At 65.2% G+C, this 20,542-nt stretch carries 17 protein-coding genes; all 17 read left to right on the top strand.

Translation table 11 applies throughout. From position 1 onward, the window contains the following. Positions 1 to 17: 17 nt before the first annotated feature. Entirely contained in the window at positions 18 to 2,750 is a 2,733-nt protein-coding gene (locus tag L0977_RS01665) for a PD-(D/E)XK nuclease family protein (protein ID WP_234262887.1), read from the top strand. After that, positions 2,747 to 6,148 carry a UvrD-helicase domain-containing protein gene (locus L0977_RS01670; RefSeq protein WP_234262888.1) on the top strand — a complete coding sequence of 1,134 codons (3,402 nt, stop codon included), beginning with the start codon at positions 2,747 to 2,749 and terminating at the stop codon, positions 6,146 to 6,148. The genes L0977_RS01665 and L0977_RS01670 overlap by 4 nt, the downstream gene beginning before the upstream one ends. Next, positions 6,145 to 7,473, top strand: a complete 1,329-nt coding sequence (locus L0977_RS01675) for a TIGR03862 family flavoprotein (RefSeq protein WP_234262889.1) — start codon at positions 6,145 to 6,147, stop codon at positions 7,471 to 7,473. Before L0977_RS01670 ends, L0977_RS01675 begins: the two co-directional genes overlap by 4 nt. A 125-nt stretch (positions 7,474 to 7,598) precedes the next feature. Continuing rightward, positions 7,599 to 8,609 carry a Bug family tripartite tricarboxylate transporter substrate binding protein gene (locus tag L0977_RS01680; RefSeq protein WP_234262890.1) on the top strand — a complete coding sequence of 337 codons (1,011 nt, stop codon included), beginning with the start codon at positions 7,599 to 7,601 and terminating at the stop codon, positions 8,607 to 8,609. 192 nt (positions 8,610 to 8,801) lie between these two features. Continuing rightward, positions 8,802 to 9,749 (top strand): lytic transglycosylase domain-containing protein, encoded by a 948-nt coding sequence (locus tag L0977_RS01685; protein WP_267966275.1) that lies wholly within the window; start codon positions 8,802 to 8,804, stop codon positions 9,747 to 9,749. Between the two features lie 27 nt (positions 9,750 to 9,776). Beyond that, the gene (locus L0977_RS01690) at positions 9,777 to 10,166 is read left to right on the top strand and encodes a TrbC/VirB2 family protein (protein ID WP_234262892.1); all 390 of its coding nucleotides are present in this window, start codon (positions 9,777 to 9,779) and stop codon (positions 10,164 to 10,166) included. After that, positions 10,163 to 10,489, top strand: coding sequence for a type IV secretion system protein VirB3 (locus L0977_RS01695; RefSeq protein WP_284308740.1), 327 nt, complete (start codon positions 10,163 to 10,165; stop codon positions 10,487 to 10,489). The genes L0977_RS01690 and L0977_RS01695 overlap by 4 nt, the downstream gene beginning before the upstream one ends. 24 nt (positions 10,490 to 10,513) lie before the next feature. Next, positions 10,514 to 12,973, top strand: coding sequence for a VirB4 family type IV secretion/conjugal transfer ATPase (locus L0977_RS01700; RefSeq protein ID WP_234262895.1), 2,460 nt, complete (start codon positions 10,514 to 10,516; stop codon positions 12,971 to 12,973). A 34-nt stretch (positions 12,974 to 13,007) separates the two neighbouring features. Beyond that, positions 13,008 to 13,412: a hypothetical protein gene (locus L0977_RS01705; protein ID WP_234262897.1), complete on the top strand. Its 405-nt coding sequence runs from the start codon at positions 13,008 to 13,010 to the stop codon at positions 13,410 to 13,412. Between the two features lie 5 nt (positions 13,413 to 13,417). Continuing rightward, a complete protein-coding gene (locus L0977_RS01710; protein WP_234262898.1) occupies positions 13,418 to 14,005 on the top strand; it encodes a hypothetical protein in 588 nt (195 codons plus the stop codon). Continuing rightward, on the top strand, positions 14,002 to 15,696 hold the full coding sequence (locus tag L0977_RS01715; RefSeq protein ID WP_234262899.1) for a DUF2235 domain-containing protein: 1,695 nt from the start codon (positions 14,002 to 14,004) through the stop codon (positions 15,694 to 15,696). Before L0977_RS01710 ends, L0977_RS01715 begins: the two co-directional genes overlap by 4 nt. A 42-nt stretch (positions 15,697 to 15,738) precedes the next feature. After that, on the top strand, positions 15,739 to 16,134 hold the full coding sequence (locus L0977_RS01720; protein ID WP_234262900.1) for a hypothetical protein: 396 nt from the start codon (positions 15,739 to 15,741) through the stop codon (positions 16,132 to 16,134). Positions 16,135 to 16,143: 9 nt separating this feature from the next. Next, the gene (locus L0977_RS01725; protein ID WP_234262901.1) at positions 16,144 to 16,620 is read left to right on the top strand and encodes a hypothetical protein; all 477 of its coding nucleotides are present in this window, start codon (positions 16,144 to 16,146) and stop codon (positions 16,618 to 16,620) included. Between the two features lie 225 nt (positions 16,621 to 16,845). Next, on the top strand, positions 16,846 to 17,208 hold the full coding sequence (locus tag L0977_RS01730; RefSeq protein WP_234262902.1) for a hypothetical protein: 363 nt from the start codon (positions 16,846 to 16,848) through the stop codon (positions 17,206 to 17,208). Between the two features lie 12 nt (positions 17,209 to 17,220). Beyond that, positions 17,221 to 17,943: a hypothetical protein gene (locus L0977_RS01735; RefSeq protein WP_234262903.1), complete on the top strand. Its 723-nt coding sequence runs from the start codon at positions 17,221 to 17,223 to the stop codon at positions 17,941 to 17,943. Positions 17,944 to 18,044: 101 nt separating this feature from the next. Continuing rightward, positions 18,045 to 19,715, top strand: coding sequence for a type IV secretion system protein (locus L0977_RS01740; RefSeq protein ID WP_234262904.1), 1,671 nt, complete (start codon positions 18,045 to 18,047; stop codon positions 19,713 to 19,715). 44 nt (positions 19,716 to 19,759) lie between these two features. Continuing rightward, positions 19,760 to 20,539, top strand: coding sequence for a hypothetical protein (locus L0977_RS01745; protein ID WP_234262906.1), 780 nt, complete (start codon positions 19,760 to 19,762; stop codon positions 20,537 to 20,539). Positions 20,540 to 20,542 lie beyond the last annotated feature (3 nt).

The following is a 20,542-nucleotide window of genomic DNA, read 5'->3' on the forward strand; positions in this document are numbered from 1 at the left end:
ACAGAAACGCTATTTCCATGACGCCGGCCAGCCCACCCATCCCTGACGCCGCCGGGGTCGGCAGACCCGGCCCGAACGACTGTCTTTTGCCGGTCGACGCCCAGTGGGACGCGCTGCTCCTGCGTGTGCGCCAGTGCATCGATGCCCACGGGGCCGACCCGGGCCGGGTGCTGGTGCTGGTGCCGTACGCCCAGATGATGGATGCCGGGCGCCGTGCCTGGGCCCGCCACCAGCCGCAGGGCTTTGCACCCCGCTTTGAATCCACCCGCAACTGGGCGGCCAGCCTGCAGCCCTTCTTGCCCGGTCCCACCGACATGGCCGCCGACGGCGCGCGCGACAGCCTGGTCGCAGCGAGCCTGCTGGATCGCGTGGCCGGTCGCCAGCTCGACCCTGGGCTGCGCGCCACGCTGGTGAGCCGCCTGGTCGACACCGCGCGCCAGCTCGCGCCGCTGGCCGCGGCCCGGGCGCCCGCCGACCGCGCGCGCTGGGAGGCGGAACTGCGCCCTCAGCTTGCCACCGGCAGCGCCCTGTTGCAGTGGGAAGGGCTGGTGGCCTCGGTGGCGCTGGCTTGGGCGGGCTTGTCGGGCTACGCCACCGATGCCTTGTGGAGCGACCAGGCCGCACCCGGTGTGGCGGCGGACCTGCTGCTGCTCTTGCCCGGCTTCCAGAACGATCCACTGGCCGAAGCCTTGCTTGCCCGTTGGGGGGGGCGGGGACTGTCTCTTGAATGGCCGGAGAGCCGCCCCGACCCAGTGGCCATCGGAGCCATCGCACCATGGCCCGAGCCCGTGTGCCTGCACGCCTGCGACGACGCCGAGGACGAGGCCGGCCGCGCCGCTGCGTGCGTGCTGGCCCACGTGCAGGCAGAGCGGCAGCCGGTGGCGCTGGTCGCCCTGGACCGGTTGCTCACGCGCCGCATCGGCGCGCTGCTGGCCGGGGCCGGCCTGAGCGTGCGTGACGAGACCGGCTGGAAGCTGTCCACCACGCACGCTGCGGCCCGCGTGATCAGCCTGTTGCGCGCGGCCGATCGCCATGCGCGTACCGACGCGGTGCTCGACTGGCTCAAGCAGGCGCAGCGCTGGCCGGATGCCGCGGTCGATCCGCTGGAGCGCCTGGTGCGCCTGCATGGCCTGCCGGCCTGGCGCAGTGTGCCGACCCATCCGGACACCATGGCCGCGGTGCCCGACGGCGTGGTCGACTTGCTGGCCGGTTTGCAGGCTGCGCGCCCGCTGCGCGCCTGGCTCGAAAACCTGGCGCAGGCGCTGCGTGACAGCGGTGACTGGGATGCGCTGGCGCAAGATGCCGCCGGCCAGCGTGTGATCGAGGTCCTGCGTCTGCAGGCGGGCGCGGCCCACGAACTGGCCGCGCTGACCGGCGATGCCGCCGAAGGCGATGGCCAGGCCCCGCCGCCGCGCCGCTGGTCACTGCCGGCGTTCACCGCCTGGGTGCGCGACGCGCTGGAGGCCGCCAGTTTCCTGCCCGAGCAGGCCGGGCGCCCGCAGGCCCAGGTGGTGGTGCTGCCACTGGCCCAGTTGCTGGGCCGGGCGTTTGCCGCCACGGTGGCGCCCGGTTGTGACGAGGCGCATCTGCCCGTCAGCCCCGAGCCTCCTGGCACCTGGCGGGCCGATCAGCGTGCCCTGCTGGGCCTGCCCGACCGGCCGGCCCTCGCGCAAGCCGCGGCCCAGGCCTGGGCCCATCTGCTCACCCAGCCCCGGCTGGATCTGCTCTGGCGCTGTCAGGACCAGGGCGATGCGGTGCTGCCCGCGGCCTGGGTGCGGGCCCTGGCCGGTCCCGCCAGCGGTGGTCGCACGGCGGTTGAGGCCACCGACCCGCGGACCGTGCGCACACTGCCGGCGGCGTTGCCGCCCGAGCCGCTTCCGGTTGCGGGCGACCTGCTGCCCGAGGCGCTTTCGGCCAGTGCCTACCAGGACTTGCGCGACTGCCCGTACCGTTTCTTCGCGCTGCGCCAGTTGCGCCTGCAAAGTGCCGACGAGATCGAGGCCGGCCCCGACAAGCGTGACATGGGCAACTGGCTTCACGCCGTGCTGCGCACCTTCCACGAAGGCCGCGAGTCCGACGACCCGGCCCGCAACGAGGCCAGCGACCGCACGCGCCTTGACAGCCTGGCGCTGGTGGAGGCCCGTCGCATGGGCCTGATGGCCGCCGAAGGCCAGCCCGCCAGCGACGACAGCGCGGCTTTTCTGCCGTTTCTGGCGTCGTGGCCCGCGCTGCGCGACGGGTACCTCGCCTGGCTGGCGGGCTACGAACAGGGCGGCAGCGGTCCGCGTTTTCACCAGGCCGAGCAGGCCATCACGCAGCCGCTCGGACCGTGGCGCCTGTACGGCAAGCTTGACCGTATCGACCGCGCTGCCACCGGCGAGGGGGCCGGCTTCGTGGTGCTCGACTACAAGACCGAGCCGCGTCTGCGCACCCAGGACCGGGTCAAGGAGCCGCTGGAGGACACGCAGATCGCCTTTTACGCCGCGCTGATGGGCGCTGCACCGGGCGATCTGCCGGTGCGCGGCGGCTACCTCAGCATCACCGACAGCCGCGACCCCGCAGAAGCCACGCGCTTTGTCGAGCAGACCGAGCTGGCCGTGGCGCGCGAACACCTGCTGCACGGCATTCGCCACGACCTCGAACGCATCGGCGCCGGGCATCCGCTGCCGCCGCTCGGCGAAGGCCGCGCTTGCGAACACTGTGCCGCACGCGGCCTGTGTCGGCGCGATTTCCGGGAGGGGCTGGCATGACGCATACCCCGAACACGGCCCAGGCCGCCTACCGCATCGATGGCGAACTGGTGGCGCGCCCGGCGTTCTACGCCGTGGCCTGCGATCCTGCGCGCAGCGTCGCCGTGGAAGCCTGCGCCGGTGCCGGCAAGACCTGGATGCTGGTCTCGCGCATCCTGCGCGCCTTGCTCGACGGTACCGAGCCGCAGGACATCCTGGCCATCACCTTCACCAAGAAGGCCGCGGGCGAGATGCGCGAGCGCCTGCAGGACTGGACGGCGGCTTTCGCCGGGCAACCCCAAGCCGCGCTGGCCACCGAGCTGCAATTGCGCGGCATGGCGGCGGCCGACGCGCAGCGCCGCGCTGCCGATCTGCAGGGCCTGCACCAGCGCCTGCTCGCCCATGGCCGGCCGGTACAGATCCGCACTTTCCACAGCTGGTTCGCATCGCTGTTGCGCAGCGCGCCGCTGGCGGTGCTGGACGAGCTGGAGCTGCCCGCCGAGCACGAACTGTTGGAGGACGATGCCCAGGCCGCCGAACTGGCCTGGCCGCGCTTTTACGCCAGCGTGGACGCCGACGCCGGCCTGCGGCAGGACTTCCTTGACAGCGTGGCCCTGCATGGTCGCAGCCAGACACTCAAGGCCCTGGCCAATGCCCTGGCCAAGCGGGTGGAGTTCGCCCTGGCCGACCGCGACGGCGTGGTGGACGGCTCTGTCGAGCCTTTCGCGCAGCGGTATCCGGCGCTGGCCGCCTTCGAGGTGCCGGCGCAGGCCTTGGCCGGCGAAGCCTGCCGTGCGCGCTGGCTGGGCTGGGCGCGCGAACTGGGTGTGGAAAAGAACAAGACCCCGCAAAAGGCCGGCGACGCCGTGGTCGATGCGTTTGCCGACGCGGACGACACCTCGGTGCCGGCCCTGGCGCGCCGCCTGCGGGCACTGCGCAAGGCCTTTTTTGTCGCCAGCGAAGACCGCCTCACCAACCACCTGGCCAAGTTCCCCGCCGCGCAGGCGGCTGAAGCCGAACTGCAAACCCTGCTGGCCGCCGACCGCCAGCACGCCGCCTGGCAGCACCAGCAGCGCATGGCCCGGCTCACGCGGGCGCTGATCGCCGCGTTTGCTGCGCTCAAGCGCGAGCGCGGCTGGGTCGACATGAACGATGTGGAGGGCGCCGCACGCCGTCTGCTCGCCGACGCCGAACTCTCGGGCTGGCTGCAGCAGCGGCTGGACGCCCGCGTGCGCCACCTGCTGATCGACGAGTTCCAGGACACCAACCCGCTGCAATGGCAGGCGCTCTATGGCTGGCTCTCGGCGTATGCCGGCGCAGGCAGTGGCGAGGCGCCGCGCGTGTTTCTGGTCGGGGACCCCAAGCAGTCCATCTACCGCTTCCGCCGTGCCGAACCCCAGGTGTTCAAAGCCGCCCAGCACTTCGTGGTGCACGGACTGGGTGGGGCGCTGCTCAGTTGCGACCACACCCGCCGCTGCGCCACCGGCGTGGTGGACGTGCTCAACACCGTGATGTTGGGTGCCGAGACCGACGCCGGCTATGCGGGCTTTCGCCCCCACACCACCGAAAGCGCCGAAGCCGGTGCGGCGCTGGCGCTGCCACCGATTGAGCGCCCCGAGCGCGGCCACGATGCTCCGGCGGCCGCCGACACCGGCGAGGGCCCCGCCTGGCGCGACAGCCTCGGCACGCCGCGGGTGGTGCCGGAGGAAAAGCTCAGCGCGCTTGAAGCGCGGCAGGCGGCCGACTGGCTGGCCGCGGAAATCGGCCAGGGCGTGTTGCAACCACAGGACGTGATGGTGCTCTCCCGCAAACGCGAGCGCCTGGGCTGGCTGCACGACGCTCTGGCCGAACGCGGCATTGCCGGCGAACAGCCCGAACGCCAGGACCTGGCCGACCACCCGGTGGCGCAAGACCTGATCGCGCTGCTCGACGCACTGGTATCGCCGGCGCACGACCTCAGCCTGGCGCGCGCGCTCAAGTCGCCCGTGTTCGGGCTCGACGACGCCGCGCTGGCCCGCATCGCCCGGCTGTGCCGACGCGCGGCGGCGAAACCGGCGGCTGGCGGTGGGGAATCCTCGCGCGCCGATTCCCCGCGTTGGTGGGCGGTGTTGCAGGCGCTGGCCAGCGGCGGGGAGGGCGCCTCGGACGATCCGGTGGTGGACGCTCCACTGGCCCAGGTGGCGCGCACCCTGGCGGGCTGGCGCGCGTGTCTGCAAACCCTGCCACCGCACGATGCCCTCTCGGTCATCTACCGCGAGGGCGATGTGTTCGCGCGCTACGCCAGTGCCGTGCCGCCGCGGCAGCGCGAGAGCGCGCGCCTGGCGCTGCAGGCCGTGCTGGCGCAGGCGCTCGCGCAGGATGGCGGGCGTTTTCTCACCGCCTACCGCTTCGTGCGCGCGCTCAAGGCGGGGGGCATCCGCCTGCCCCAGCCGGCCCGGCCGCAGGCGGTGCGCCTGCTCACCATCCACGGCGCCAAGGGCTTGGAGGCGCACACCGTGCTGCTGCTCGATACCGACGCACCGCCCCCGATGGCCGAGAGCATGGGCGTGCTGGTGGACTGGCCGGGCGAGGCGGCGGCGCCCACGCGCTTCGTGTTCCTGGCCAGCGAAAAGACCCCGCCCGCCTGCGCTGCCGATCTGCTCGCCCGTGAGCAGCAGGCGCGCGCGCTCGAAGAGCTCAACGCGCTGTACGTGGCGCTGACCCGCGCGGCCGACCGCCTGGTGATTTCCAGCGTGCAACCGCACCGGCGCGGCGATCTGCCCACCTGGCGCGCGCGCATCGAACCCCTGACGCAGCCCGTGCCCGTCGTGGCCGCCACTTCCCCCAACGCGGTCGCGGGCGTGCCGGTCGAGCCGGCGGTGGTGCGCGATCTGCCGGTCTGGAGCCCGGCCGAAACGGTCCCGCCTGCTGCGGCCAGCGCAGCGCCCGGCCAGCCCGCTCCGGTGCCGGAAGACGATGCCCGCACCCGCGTCGGGCTGGCTTTGCACCGCTTGCTGCAATGGGTGCCCACGCCAGCAACTGGTTTCCGCTGGGATGTGCTGCACCGCCAGGCGGTGGCGCGCGAATTCGGGCTCACGCCCGAACAGGCCGGCGAAGCGCTGCGCATGGCCGAGGCCGTGCTTGGCGGCGACGCGGCTTGGGCGTGGGACGCCAGCTTGCTCGCGCACTGGGGCAGCGAGGTGGACATCTGGGCCAACGGCCAGTTGCTGCGCATGGACCGTCTCGTGCGCCGTGCTGACACGGGCTGCTGGTGGGTGCTGGACTACAAGAGCGCCACCCACCCGGAACGGCAGGCCGCGCTGCGCGAGCAACTGCACGGCTACCATCGCGCGCTGTCCCAAGCCCGTCCCGGCGAACCGGTGCGGGTGGCCTTCGTCAACCCGAACGGCCAACTGATCGAAATTCCTGTGCCCGCATGACCGCCCCCACCTCCGAAGCTCCCGCCCCGCTGCTGTCCGAAGCCATCGTCATCGGTGGAGGCCCGGCCGGCCTCATGGCGGCCGAAGTGCTGTCGCGTGCCGGTGTCGCTGTCGATCTGTTCGATGCCATGCCTTCGGTCGGCCGCAAGTTCCTGCTGGCGGGCAAAGGCGGCATGAACCTCACGCACGCCGAGCCGTTCGACGCCTTCGCCGACCGCTATGGCGAGCGCTCGGCGGTGCTGCGCCTCTGGCTCGAAGCCTTCGGGCCGGCCCAGGTGCGCGACTGGGCCGCCAGCCTGGGCATCGACACCTTCGTGGGCAGTTCCCAGCGCGTGTTTCCGACCGACATGAAAGCCGCGCCCCTGCTGCGCGCCTGGCTGCAGCGCCTGCGCCACCCGGGCAACGGGGGCGTCCCGGTGCGCTTTCACATGCGCCACCGCTGCCTGGGGCCGACGCCGCAAACGGGTGGCGCCGCGGGCACGACCGCCTGGCGCTTCGACACCCCGCAGGGGCCGCGCACGGTGCCAGCCCGGGCCACCGTGCTGGCCCTGGGCGGGGGCAGTTGGGCCCGGCTCGGTTCGGACGGCGCCTGGCAAGGCTGGCTGTCCAGCGCGGCCGGTGCGCAGGCGGTGGCACCGCTGGTGCCGGCCAACTGCGGTTTCGACGTGCAGGGCTCGCCTGTGCACGGTGTGGCTGCCGGGTGGAGCCCGTTCTTCCGCGACCGTTTTGCCGGCCAGCCGTTCAAGTCGGTGGCGATCCGTTTCGAAGGCGATCACGGGCCGTCTTTCCACCGCAAAGGCGAATTCGTCGCTACCGCCACCGGGGTGGAGGGCAGCCTGATCTACGCCGTCTCGTCCGCCTTGCGCGAGCAGATCGCCCGCAGCGGCCGCGCCACCTTCTGGCTCGACCTTTTGCCCGATCGCAGCCCGGAACAGGTTCGCGCCCAGGTTGCGCACCCACGCGGCGCACGCAGCGTGTCGGCCCACCTCAAAAGCCGGCTGGGGATCGACGGCATCAAGATGGCGCTGCTCAACGAACTGCTGACCCGCGAACAACTGCACGATCCGCAAGCATTGGCCAGCGCCATCCAGGCATTGCCGGTCACGGTGGTGGGGCCGCGCCCCATCGACGAAGCGATCAGCAGCGCGGGCGGCGTGCGCTTTGAGTCGATGGATGAGCACGGCATGCTGACCGGGCTCCCCGGGTGCTTCTGCGCGGGCGAAATGCTCGACTGGGAAGCGCCCACGGGGGGCTATCTGCTCACCGCCTGCCTGGCCAGTGGCCAGCGGGCCGGGCAGGGGGCCTGGCAATATCTGCGCGGTTGACTGAAGCTGGCAGTCATGCAGAGGTCATGACAGCGCCTTGGGATGGTCACGCGTCTGTCACCGAAACCGGCCAACCTCTGCTTTTGGGCCTGACCGGTCTTCCCGTTGTCTTTCGGAGCTGTTTCATGTCGTCTGCTGTCTGCGGCCGCCGCCCTTTTCTGCAAGCCCTCATCACCACCGCACTGACCGGCACCACCTGGACGGTGCAGGCGCAGAGCGGGCCGTCTTCTGCCTGGCACGGCCAGCGCCCCATCCGCATCGTCGTGCCCTTTGCACCCGCTGCCGGGACCGACGCCATGGGGCGTCTGGTCGCCGGCAAACTGAGCGAGTTGCTGGGCACGAGCGTGGTGGTGGAGAACCGCACCGGCGCGTCGGGCGCCATCGGTGCGCAGGAGGTGGCGAAGGCCCCGTCCGATGGCCACAGCTTGCTGCTGGCGGCAGCGCCGTTCACCACCGTGCCCGCCGCCTTGCCCACCGCCGGCTATGACCCCATCGCCAGCTTTGCGCCCGTTGGCATGATTGCCCACGGACCGCTGGTCTGGGTGGCCAACCAAGACGTGCCGGCGAGCACACTGCCCGAGCTCGTGGCCTGGGCCCGGCAGCGGCCCGGCACGCTCAATTACGGCTCGGCCGGGGTGGGCGGTATCAACCATCTGCTGCTCGAATCGCTCGAAGCGCGCACCGGCGTCTTAATCACCCATATTCCGTACCGCGGTATCGCCCCGGCCACGCTCGACGCTGTCGCCGGGCAGGTGCAACTGCTCACCGGCACCATTCCCGCACTCGCCCCATACATTCGTGACGGCAAGCTCAAGGCACTGGCGGTCACCAGCCCTGAGCGAAGCCCGGCGTTGCCCCAGGTGCCGGGCATGAAAGAGGCTGGCATGGCCGACTTCAATGTGCTCAATTACTTTGCCCTGGTGGCGCCCAAAGGCACGCCCGAGGCTGTGGTGCAACAGATCAACGCAGCATTGGCCAAAGTGGTGGACATGCCCGATGTGAAGGAGCGGCTGGGCCGCGATGCCCTGACCGCAGCCGTGGGCCGCCCCGATGAGCTGGGCCGCTTTTTGCAGCGCGATTACGAGAGTTGGAAGGCTGTTGTCAGGAAGCAGGGGCTGAAAATCGAGGCGTTTTGATGGGTTGATCAAAACGGAAACATTTATACGCATTTTGTTTCGGAAGAAGCGGTGTTTTGTGAGGAGTTCAGCTTTTTTACTTAATTTGTAAGCTAAGATAGTCGAGCTGTCGCAACTATCAGGAGGAGGAGGCCGCAGCCCCGCACCGCAGGTTTATGGGTGCCGTGGGCATGCAGGCCCCATGCGGTCACCATGCTTGACTGTCCGGATCTCGCCGTGCCGAGAGAGGTGATGCAACACGTCGTGCACGTGGAGTCATCACGCAATCCATTTGCCATCGGGGTGGTTGGCGGGTATCTGGCCCGCCAACCCCGAAGCCTGGACGACGCTCTTGAGGCTGTGCAAACCCTCAAGGACGAGGGTTACAACTTTTCCGTCGGCATCGCGCAGGTCAACCGCTACAACCTGGCCAAGTACGGCCTCCAGACCTACGCCCAGGCCTTCGAGGTCTGTCCCAATCTCCAGGCCGGTGCGCGCATTCTTCGTGAGTGCTACGACCGTGCCCGCGACTGGGGCAAGGCCTTCAGCTGCTACTACTCCGGCAATTTCGTCACCGGCTTCGAGCACGGCTACGTGCAGAAGATTTTTGCGTCCATGCGCAAGGCGCAGGACCAGGCGGTGCAGACCGCCGAAGTCCGCATCATTCCCTACAACAACGCCCAACCGCGCAAGCCTGCGCGCGACGATGGCGTGCCATTGCGCGCCGGTGAAGGGGCGTCGCCCATGGCGGCGGCGGTTGCGCCAGCACAACCGGCCGCACCCGCCAACAGCCCTTCACCGGGGATGACCATGCCGCCCACCGGCGCGGGTGCCGGGCGCGGCCTGGCGGGCATTCCTTTGCAGGTGGTGGGGGGCGATGGCAATCCCTACCAGACCCGCATCGTGCCCGCGGCACCGCAGCCCGGGCCTGTCGCCACAGTGCCGGGCGCCCAACTGCCCATGCCCCATCCCGATGCTCCCCTGGCTGCCCGGCCCGCGTCTCGGCGTGTGGTGTCCCGGGAGGCCAAGGGGGGCGCCTTGCTCCACATCCCAGAGTCTTCAGGTTTGCCTGAGAACCGGGCCGGCCGTTCGCCGGACGGTGCCCGTGAGCCGGCTTCGCCGGCGGACGCTTCGCCGTCCGACAAGTCGTTCGTTTTTTGATCTTCCTGCCAACAAGAAAGGTGATTTATGCAAGGTAACAAGCCACTGATTTCCCGCCTGGAGCTCCAGACCCTGGCATTCATGGTCGCTGGATTCGCGCTGCTGGCGGCCGCGCCGGAGGCCTGGGCGGCTGGCGACGAGGGCTTTGCCGCTGCCTGCAACAAAGTCGACAAGTTCTTCAAGAACTTCGAAGTCATTCTGAAGGTGATTTCCATCACCGTGGTGACCATCGCCGTGGTGTTTGCCGGCTACCAGATTGCCTTCGCCCACAAGCGCATGTCGGACGTGGCCCCGATCCTGATCGGGGGGCTGCTGATCGGTGGTGCCGGCACCATTGCCGGCTGGTTCGTCAGCGGTTGGGGCTCTTCCGATTGCACCGAAGTGACGCTGCTGGCCGTGCAACGGCTTTTCGCGTGAAGAAGGACGTCCTTTTTCGCGGATGTACCCGGCCCCCGATGATCTTCGGGGTGCCTTACGTGCCGTTTCTCGTGGGCGTCGGCGTTCCGCTGCTGCTGGCGATGTACGTGTCGCTCTACATCCTCCTGGTCATTCCCTTTGTCATCGTGGTGATGCGCCTGATGGCCAAGAAGGATGAGCTGATCTTCAGGCTGATCGGCCTGAACCTTGTGTTTCGTTTCCTTCCCCGCAACCCCGCCATCTACGGTGCCTCGTGGGTATTTGGTCCGTCCCGGTACCGCAAAGACGCCCACCGTCTGGACGGCTACCGGGAATGGATGTAACGGGGCGCAGCCGCCCAAAGAAGCATGTTCACCGCTGACGCCAACTACAGCAACTTCGTCCCGTTCAGCACGCACGTCGATTCGCACGTCGTGAAGACGCGCGAGGGTGACTACCTCATCACCTGGCTGCTCAGCGGGTTCCCTTTCGTGGGGCGTGAAGACTGGGAGCTCGAACACCGGCACCGTACCTTCAACAGCCTGCTGCAAAGCCTGCGCGCGCCGGACTTCGAAAACCTCGCGTTCTGGGCGCACGACATCCGTCGGCGGCGCAGGATCAACGCCGACGCGAAGTTCCCGTACCGCTTCAGCCAGGACCTGCACGACCGGTACATGGAGCGCCTCTCCACGAAGCGCCTCATGCAGAACGAGCTGTACCTGACCATGATCTACCGGCCCGTGGTCAGCGGCAAACGCTTCACGGCCATGGCGCGTGACGTCAACGTCCTGCGGCAGGAAGAAAAAGCCTGCCTCGAAAAAATCTACGAACTGGCTGGCAACGTCGAGGTGCTGCTGGCCGACTACGCCCCCTACCGGCTCGGGCTGTACGAAAGCGTGCACAAGCAGGTGTTTTCCGAGAACCTGGAGTTCTACGGCTACCTGCTCAACCACACCGACGAGCCCGTGCCCGTGCTCCCGGCGCCCATCTACAGCTACCTGCCCACCAGCCGCCACATGTTCAACCCGGGCAGTGGCGACTATGCCATTCGCACCAGCGATGGCGACAACCACTTCGGCGCCATTCTGAACATCAAGGAATACGCCGACAGCAGCTGGCCGGGCATTCTCAACGGCCTCAAGTACCTGGAGTTCGAGTACGTCGTCACGCACTCGTTCACGCCCATGAGCCGGTACGACTCCATGAAGGCCTTGCAGCGCACCAAGGGCGCCATGCTGTCGTCCGAAGACAAGGCCGTCAGCCAGATCGTCGAGCTCGACTTTGCGATGGACCAACTCGCGTCCGGCAACTTCGTGCTGGGCCAGTACCACTTCAACATGGCGATCTACGCCGCCAACCAGGACGACCTCTACCTCAACGTGGCCCAGGCACGTGCGCAACTTTCGGGGGCGAGTTTTGTCACCGTCAAGGAAGACGTGGCGGTGGCCGCCGCCTACTACGCGCAACTGCCTTGCAACTGGCGCTTCCGCCCGCGCATGGCCAACCTGAGCTCGCTCAACTTCCTGGGGCTGTGCCCGCTGCACAACTTCGCCACCGGCAAACCCAATTTCAACCCTTGGGGCTCGTCCGTCAGCGTGCTGCAGACGCTGAACAATCAGGCCTATCACTTCAATTTCCACGCCACCAAACCGAACGAATACTCCCTTGGCGAAAAAGCCGTGGCCAACACCATGGTGATCGGCAAGTCCGGCACCGGCAAGACCGCGCTCATCAACTTCCTGCTGGCGCAGATCCAGAAGTTGCAGCCCGAGCCCACGGTCTTCTTTTTCGACAAGGACAAGGGCGCGCAGATCTTCATCCAGGCCTGCGGGGGGCGTTACTTCTCGCTGGAAAAGGGCAAGCCCACGGGCTTCAACCCTTTGCAATGCGCCAACACGCCCGAGAACGAGCAGTTCCTGATCGAACTCGTGCAAACGCTGTGCGGCAAGGAAAAGTACACCGCCACCGAACAGGACGACCTCATCCGCGCGGTGCGGGCCATCCTCGACACGCCCGTGCACCTGCGCACCATGACCAACCTGCGCAAGAGCCTGCCCAACATGGGGGAAGGCAGCCTCTATGAATCGCTGTCCATCTGGTGCAAGGGCGGTCCCTCGGCCTGGGTGTTCGACAACCCGACCGACAACATCGAGTTCGGCAACGCCAACATCATCGGCTTCGACTACACCGAAGTCATCGAAGACAGCAAGACGCGCGAGCCCATCATCCAGTACCTGCTGCACCGGATGGAAAGCCTCATTGACGGCCGCCCCTTCATCTACGTGATGGACGAATTCTGGAAAGTGCTCGAAGGCAAAGGCGGCCTCAAGGACTTCGCCAAGAACAAGCAGAAGACCATCCGCAAGCAGAACGGTCTGGGCATCTTCGCCACCCAGAGCCCGCAGGACGCCATCAACAGCGACATCTCGGCCGCCCTCATCGAGCAGACGGCCACCATGATCCTGCTGCCCAACCCCAACGCCGACCCGCGCGACTACATGGACGGCCTCAAGCTCACCCGGGCCGAATTCGACCTTGTGGTCGGGCTGGACGAGCGCAGCCGGTGCTTTCTGGTCAAGCAGGGCCACAACGCCGTGCTGTGCCAGCTCAACCTCAACGGCATGGACGACGAACTGGCGGTGCTTTCAGGCTCCAGCGACAACGTCGAAATCCTCAACGAACTGCTGGCCAGCCATCCCACGCCGGAACTGCCCGACACCTGGCTGTCCGAATTCCACGCCCGCCGCAAAGGCCTCAAGCGGCAGCGGGATACCCACATGGCCAACCACCACGAGTTCTTGCGCCACGCCGAAACGTCGGACGCCTGAACCAGAAAAACCGCGCGAACAGGGAGAAGAACAGATGCATGCCAAGAACAAGACACACAAGACACGAGCTTTACTAGCGGCCTTGGCGCTGATGGCCTTGCAGGGTGGGGCATGGGCGTCCAAGTGCGACGGTGTGAATGCGCACGGGCAGACCGGCGGGGCGTACTTCAGCCGGGGTGTTCCCTACGAAGAGGACGTGTTTTCTTTTTGCACCATCGGTGTCCCGGAACATTGCTGGGCCCCCACAGGTCCTGGCACCTGGACGCAGATCTGCCAATACCTCAACACGAAGTGGATCCCCAAGTTCGAGGAGGTTTGTGTGCACGGCAAAACCATGGGCGCCTGGAAGGCTGAAAGCGGTCGCCAGCCCTTGAGCACCAAAGGCCAGCCCGGCGCGCCCGACGGCATGACCGACTGCGAACACGGCGACGATTTCTGAGCGCCATGAGCACTGCCATGCACCGCCTCTGGGTTCTTTTGATGGTGAGCCTCGTCATGAGCACACAACCCGCTTGCAGCGAAGACCGGGTGGTCTTTCACGGCCTTGATTACAACTTTGCCGTGAACAGCCCTGGTGTCGAACTTCTCGATTGCCTGTACGGTGAAATGCTGGGCAAGCACACGCGCCAAGAGGTGGAGTCTGGGCGGGCGCGGCGCGGCGAGTGCTTCAACGGCGCGGGCACCATGCTCTTGGGCGACTTCCTGTACGTGAAGTGGCGGGACGAAGCCACGGGCCAGGTTTATGAAGACCGTGTCGATCTCAAGAGCCGGCTGCCATCGGCCAAGGAAATGCAGGGGCAGACGGTTTACTTTCTGGTAGATAGCAACCAGTTGTACGTCTACCTGATCCCGGACAGAGATTGGGACACCAAGCGCAATCACCTCCCGCCGGGTAAACCGGCCAACGGGCCGGATATCTATGCGTATCTTGATGTCAAGACGCTGTATCCGGACAACGCACCACCCAAGGTGCGCGGTGGCCGACCAAATGCCCGAGCCGCACGCGAAGCTGCGGAAAGGGCAAAGCCATGACCGAGGTCATCAAACACCTGAGCGCGGCTGAACGCGAGCAGATGTCCGCGCAGGCCCGGCGCATCGCCGAAACGCCTGCGGCGCAGGTGGATGCCCGCAGTGGCGAGAAATTCGTTTTCGTGGCGCACTTTGACGGCACGAACAACGACAAGGGCAACATCAAGCTCTCTGGCAATCCGCACCAGACCAACGTGGCTGATCTGCACGACCAGATGGCGCCGCAGATGCGGGGAAACGACAACTTCCGGTCGGCCTACTATCCCGGCGTAGGCACGGATGCTGGCGTGAAGGGCTATCGCGATGTGCTGCTGCCCTCCGAGGAGATGCGCAGTACAGCGGTTCGCGCTTACAACGAGTTCAATGATCAAGCTGCTGAGTGGCTGCGCGAACACCCCCAAGCCGACCCCATCACCTCCCTGCAAGTCATGGCCACGGGTTTCAGCCGTGGCGGCGGCACGGCGGCGGTGTTCAGCCAGTTGCTGTACGAAAACGGGCTGACCGATCCCAAAACCGGGCAGCAACTCGTGCCCCCCGGTCAGCTTGGCTTGGCGGGCGCCCTGATCCTTGATCCCGTCACCACCGGCTACGGCGGCAACGTGGCGTTCTCTCCCGCCTCGAAGAACATCACCGTCGTGCGTGCGCAGAACGAATACCGGGAATGGTTCAAGGGGGTCGACCACAGTGCGCACCCTGGGGTAACCACTGTCGAAGTGATGGGCAACCACTGCAACATCGGCGGCGGTTATGACCGGGGCATCTCTGCCCGTGTGCTCGAAGGCGCTACCGAATGGTTTCGTCGCGGTGGCGTGCCCATCCGTGACGTACTGCCCGAGAAGCGCCACGACGGCACGGCCGCCGTCTACCACGAACGCGACATTCCCAAGACCGATCAGATCGCGCAAGCCAGCCGCAGCACCATCGCCCGCGCCATGTGGCCGGCGGGCAGCCTCATGGTGGAAGGCGCTGCCGAGGCGGCTGACTACCCCGTCACCCACGACCCGCGCCAAGGCCTGCATGCGCAACGGCAGCTCGACCCGGTGGCCCGGCCCGAAACGCATGTGCACGACGGTTGGCGCCGTTTCCAGGGGGCCGAAGCCACGGTCTGGCGCAAGGCCTACCCCTTGCCCAATGGCCAGACAGCCACCACCGTCATGGTCGAGCGTGACTTCCCCGGCCGCGATCGCGACCGCATCGACATGCACCTGCTGCAGACCGACGAACAGGGCCAAACCCGGGAACTGCTGCACCGCCGCGCACCCCTTGGACAAGGCAACGACCTGCGCCACCAACTCGACGCGGCCATGCCTGGGGCCGAGCCACGCCGCTTGAGCCCGGCGCAGGAATCCGGCGCACAGAAGTTCCGCGAGCAGTTGGGTCTGCAGTTGCGGCAGTTGGGCATGAACGAACAGCAGGTCGATGCGCTGGCGGCCGCTGCCATGAAGGAACAGATGCGGCATCTGGGCCAAGGTGCAAACAGCCAATTCCTGCTCAGCCGCGACGGCAGCACGATCGGGTTTTTGCGGCCCTACGGGCTGGCCCATGAATTCAGCATTGCCCAGGCACTGGGCCAAAGTGAGCAAGCGCATTGGCGCGAGGCAGCCGATTGGGAGCGGCACGGCCTTGCCCAGGGCAATGGGGAGCCAATCATGGAATTGCAGAAGTCGGCGCATGGCGCCATGCGCAGAGCGTGATTTTGGGTTTGTTTTTATTTAAATTTCAAAGGGGAATTGATTGTGAAAAAATACCTTGGCAATTCGGTGGAAAAGCTGAGCCGGCGGCAGGTGGTGGCGGGTTCTGTATTGGGTGGCGTGGCAATGTTTTTTAGCGCCTGCGGGGGTGGCGGCGGTAGTAATGACGGCGATTCTTCAGAGTATATTGATCTGGAGGCTGCTTATGAGCGTATTACGGCGTGCATGGATTATGACGAAATACTGAAGGCTGTAGGTGCCAAGCCAAATTATTATGATTCCAAGAATACGCTTAGATGGAATTATGGGGACCTGTGGTTGCGTGTCCAGACGCAGAACATCGGTGAGGTCGGCGAAGGGCGGTGGGTTGTAGATGACAAGGAATTGCTGCGTGGCATTCAGAGGTTGAAAAGATATGCCTTTCCGGGTTATTGCTCTTGAGGGGGTTAGATGAAGGGTGTATTTCTTTTATTCTTTGTTTTTCCTCAGATTGTTTTTGCACAGTGGGCTGTTTATGATGACAAGGTGCATGAGCAGCTCACTTATATAAATATGATTGGGGGAATTGATAAAGAAGATTTAAAGAGGCTCGATCAACACTACAAAAGCCAACTGGGCGAAGGTGGTGATAAAGGCTCTGACCTGACGCTGGGCGACGGTGACAGCAAAACCGTGCTCAAAGGCTTGGACACCAAGTTCGACGAACTGAGCGATCTGACGGACGAGGACAAAAAGAAGTACGTCGGCACGCTGCAGGACTGCGGGGATGACCAGGTCAACCCGGCGCATTACCAGGCCTGTGTCGGGCTGCGCAACCTGCGCTTGCAGACCTTGAAGCAGAGCCAGGGCATGCTCAAGACGCTGAAATTCCGGCGCGAGCAGGCGTATGCGACGCAGATGAATGGGCGGTGGGGCCTTTTGGCCTGACCAACTTGGCTGGGTGATGGTTCTTTTTTGAAGGTTTAATGCTTATTTTCAAAACCTTGCCGAGAGTTTGAAAATTGGTTTTGTGATTGGCAATGCGAGCGTGAGAATTTTTGAGTGCTTGCGAGGATCGAGCCGCCAGGGTTGTTTTTGGTTTTGGTGAGCGCGAGTTGGTTGATTGTTTGATATGGTTTTGTGCTTATTTGTTTTTTTAGAGAGGAATTGATCGTGAAAAAATACCTTGGCAATTCGGTTGAGAAGCTGACCCGTCGGCAGATGGTGGCGGGTTCTGTATTGGGTGGTGTGGCAATGATTGTGAGTGCTTGTGGTGGTGGCGGCGGTGGTGGCTCTTCTAACGATGAAATTGACTTGGTGGCAGCTTACGATCGTGTGCTCGGATGCATGAGTTATGAGGATGTTGTCAAGGCTGTTGGCGTAAAACCGAACTTATACGATGCAGGAAATACTTTGAAGTGGAAGTATGGTGATTATGTGTTGTATGTGGGGTTGTTGAGTAATCTGACTCAAGACAAGGAACTTTTTAAAGGATTGGAGAAATTGAAGCGGCATGGCTTTACAGAAGATTGCTGAAAAGGTGCTGTGATGAAGGTTGTTCTGCTTCTATTTTTTGCATTGATTTCTTCGCAGGCGATGGCGCAGTGGGCTGTTTATGACGAGAAAGTTCATGAGCAGCTTACCTATATTAATAAGATTGAGAAAATTGGCAAAACCGATTTGACAAAGCTGGATCAACACTACAAAAGCCAATTGGGCGAAGGTGGTGATAAGGGCTCCGATCTGACGTTGGGCGACGGCGAAAGCAAAACCGTGCTCAAAGGGCTGGATACCAAATTCGACGAGTTGAGCGATCTGACGGACGAGGACAAAAAGAAGTACGTCGGCACGCTGCAGGACTGCGGGGATGACCAGGTCAACCCGGCGCATTACCAGGCCTGTGTCGGGCTGCGCAACTTGCGCTTGCAGACCTTGAAGCAGAGCCAGGGCATGCTCAAAACGCTCAAATTCAGGCGCGAGCAGATCGTGAAACTGGTTGAGGAATCTCGAAACCTGGGAGTCAACGGACAAGAACCCAAAGCCGGTCAACTGCAGCGTTACCAATTCGAGCTTCAGGCGCAGCAGGCCCTGCTGCAAACCGACGCCCTGCAGTTGCAGATCCTGATGGATGGCTACAAGCAGCGCGAGCAGACGTACGCGATGCAGATGAACGAGGCGCGCCGCTCCAGCGACCGAGGGGCGCTGGACCCCAAGGCCGGCCGCCCGCGCAACAAGGCGGTGCCTTTCGTGTCACCGAAGATTTTCAATTGATGGTGGTGGTGAGGCGGGGATGAAAGATCAACAAAAATGGCCATCAAGGGGGGCGTATGTCGTCTGCGTGTGAAGCCGCCGGGCTGGTGATGCCCAAGCTGTTGGACGCGGCGCTGGCGGCCATTGCAAGCCCGTCGGTGCGCGGCGTGATCGACGACGCCTTGTTTTATTGCGGCGTGCGCGAGTTCGTGATCGACGAGATCGTGGTGGGGCCGTACCGCGAACTGGTGGCGGTGAAGCTGGCCAAGGCCCTGAGCGCGCTGTCGATGGTGATCGTCACCTTGTGGGTGGCGATCCAGGGGTTCAACTTCATTTCCGGTCAGGGCAAGCAGGCGGTGCTGCCCGCGCTGTACCAGACGGGCAAGCTGGTGCTGGTGCTGTCGCTGGTGTCGCTGCTGGCGAAGGAGTCGCCTTTTGTCATCGAGGCTGTCGAGAACTTCAAGAACCTGATCTCGCACGCGGTGGCCGATGGGTCCAGCGTGACGACGCTGATCGACGTGAACCTGGGTATCACGGCCATGCTCAGTTCCATCAACGATGGGATCCGTTCCGTCGAGTCGCAGCGCGACCCGAACCTGATCACGTCGACGGTCGGGCTGTTGGGGCAGAGTGGCCCGGCGATGCTGACGGGCACGTTGCTGCTGCTGACTGAACTTTCGGTGACGCTGGCCATCATGCTGGCGCCGCTGTTCATCTTTTTCCTGATCTTTCAGCAGACGGCCCAGTTGTTCTGGTCGTGGGCCAAGTTTCTGTTGGGGGCGCTGTTCTCCCTGGCGACGCTGACGCTGGTGGCATCGCTCGCGCTGCAGGCCACGGCGCTGTACGGTGCAACGGTGGTGGCGGCGTTCTATACCAACAGTGGTGACGGGTTGGGCGGCATGATCAATGCCTTCGCGGGCGGTCCGTTCGACATCAATGCCAGTTCCTTGCGGCTGGCGGCGCTGGGCACGCTGATGACAGCCATCATCGTGTCGGTGCCGCCGGTGATCATGGGGTTCTTTGGCGGCGCGGCGGCGTTCACCACGGGGGCCATGGTGTCGATGGGCGGGGCTGGCATGCTGGCCCAGCAAATGGGGGCCGGCAAGAGCGCCGGAACGGGGGCGCCGGCCCTGGGTCAGTCGGCGGGCGCCTCGGGCGGTGGCGGGGGTGCAGGGGCTTCCGCCGCATCGGGCGGTGCCTTGTCGCCAGCCCAGCAGAGCCCGGCCGGGCTGGAAGCGCGGGGCTCGAGGGCGTTTTCTGTGGGGGATGAGGCGCCTTCGTCGTCGCAGCATACGCTTCGGCATGTGGGCAACCGCATGGGCCCGGTGGACGACGTGACCGACGCCGGGACCAAGCAGGACGGATCAACGCCGCCGGAGGGGGGCCGTGTGGGGTTGGCGCCGCAGTTGGCCGGTGCGGACCGTCCGGATGCACCGGGCGGTCTGGGTTGGGTCCAGGCACGGCAGCATGAACTGCTTCAAGCGCAGGAGCTGAATTTCAATCGCGAGACAGGTGTGTATGAAGCGTCCACCAGCCACGCCGCATTGAAAGACGCTAACAGCCCCCTGGGACGCGGAGGAAAACTGCACGTTAGTGGCAGCCATGGCGCCAACGGAGCAAGCGCCGATGGTCCGTCAGGTAGAGGGCCCGCCGCTTCAGGCGTGGGCGGCGACGCAGTCTCACGCCACGCGAACATGGCCAAGGGAGGCCAGCGCTTAGCCGCCTCGGTAGGAGCCACGGAACGGCCCGTGCCGCAGCAGGGCCGGGGAAACAACCGGCCAGACCAGGCCTGAAGATCGGTTTCGATGCCATGAGCCCACAAGAAGGAGTGACTCCCATGTCCGTTGGAATTTTCAACACCGCCGAGGCCATGGACTCCATGGGGGATGCCGTGAAGTGGCCGGGTGTTTTCATGACCGGCTTGAGCCCGCGCCTGGTGTGGCTGCGTTGCCTGTGGGCGGTGCTGGTTCTGGGCGCATTGAGCGCGTGCATGGCACCGGCGTACGTGGCGACCAAGATCGAGAACCTGGGCAATGACCGTGCGCTCACGAAGGGCACGGACAGGCTGCAGCAGTACATCGCCAAGCTGCAGGCCGAGGGCGACCCGCAAGGCGACTACTACTACGCACTGGGCAATTCCGACGGGTGGATCGAAGACGTGAAAGACCCGAAGGCCATCACCCAGTTGTTCGAACAGGCGGCGGCCAAGGGGTCGATGGATGCGCGGATTCTGCTGGCGCTGCAAGAGGCGATGGGGCAGGAAAAACCGGGCGAGTTGAGGTTCGCCCTGTCGCCTCGAGAAGATCTGCAAGGTTGGGCGCCGGGCCTGGCGAAGTTACTGCCTTTGCTGAATGAGCAGTGTTATGCGAGGCGGCTGGTGATCGATGCGGGCCGGCCGAAGGTGGACCACTACTCGATCGCCTACAAGGTTTGGCCGCATTTCAGGGATGGCTATTACCGGCGCAACGCGGATGGCACACGCACGCTGCTCAAGGATGCCGAGCGCCAGAAGCTGTGGGAAGACCTGGACGAGCAATGTCCGAGCCGGATGCCTCAGCGTATGTTTTTGAATGAGGATTTGGAAATGGTCTTGGGTGTCAGCGGGATGGGTTTCTAGGCG

The organism is Hydrogenophaga sp. NFH-34 (assembly GCF_021401345.1).
Taxonomy (GTDB): domain Bacteria; phylum Pseudomonadota; class Gammaproteobacteria; order Burkholderiales; family Burkholderiaceae_C; genus Hydrogenophaga; species Hydrogenophaga electricum.

Coding starts and splice junctions, on each gene's coding strand:
- L0977_RS01665 (WP_234262887.1), top strand. CDS start 18: ATGACGCCGGCCAGCCCACCCATCCCTGACGCCGCCGGGGTCGGCAGA.
- L0977_RS01670 (WP_234262888.1), top strand. CDS start 2,747: ATGACGCATACCCCGAACACGGCCCAGGCCGCCTACCGCATCGATGGC.
- L0977_RS01675 (WP_234262889.1), top strand. CDS start 6,145: ATGACCGCCCCCACCTCCGAAGCTCCCGCCCCGCTGCTGTCCGAAGCC.
- L0977_RS01680 (WP_234262890.1), top strand. CDS start 7,599: ATGTCGTCTGCTGTCTGCGGCCGCCGCCCTTTTCTGCAAGCCCTCATC.
- L0977_RS01685 (WP_267966275.1), top strand. CDS start 8,802: ATGCTTGACTGTCCGGATCTCGCCGTGCCGAGAGAGGTGATGCAACAC.
- L0977_RS01690 (WP_234262892.1), top strand. CDS start 9,777: ATGCAAGGTAACAAGCCACTGATTTCCCGCCTGGAGCTCCAGACCCTG.
- L0977_RS01700 (WP_234262895.1), top strand. CDS start 10,514: ATGTTCACCGCTGACGCCAACTACAGCAACTTCGTCCCGTTCAGCACG.
- L0977_RS01705 (WP_234262897.1), top strand. CDS start 13,008: ATGCATGCCAAGAACAAGACACACAAGACACGAGCTTTACTAGCGGCC.
- L0977_RS01710 (WP_234262898.1), top strand. CDS start 13,418: ATGAGCACTGCCATGCACCGCCTCTGGGTTCTTTTGATGGTGAGCCTC.
- L0977_RS01715 (WP_234262899.1), top strand. CDS start 14,002: ATGACCGAGGTCATCAAACACCTGAGCGCGGCTGAACGCGAGCAGATG.
- L0977_RS01725 (WP_234262901.1), top strand. CDS start 16,144: ATGAAGGGTGTATTTCTTTTATTCTTTGTTTTTCCTCAGATTGTTTTT.
- L0977_RS01735 (WP_234262903.1), top strand. CDS start 17,221: ATGAAGGTTGTTCTGCTTCTATTTTTTGCATTGATTTCTTCGCAGGCG.
- L0977_RS01745 (WP_234262906.1), top strand. CDS start 19,760: ATGTCCGTTGGAATTTTCAACACCGCCGAGGCCATGGACTCCATGGGG.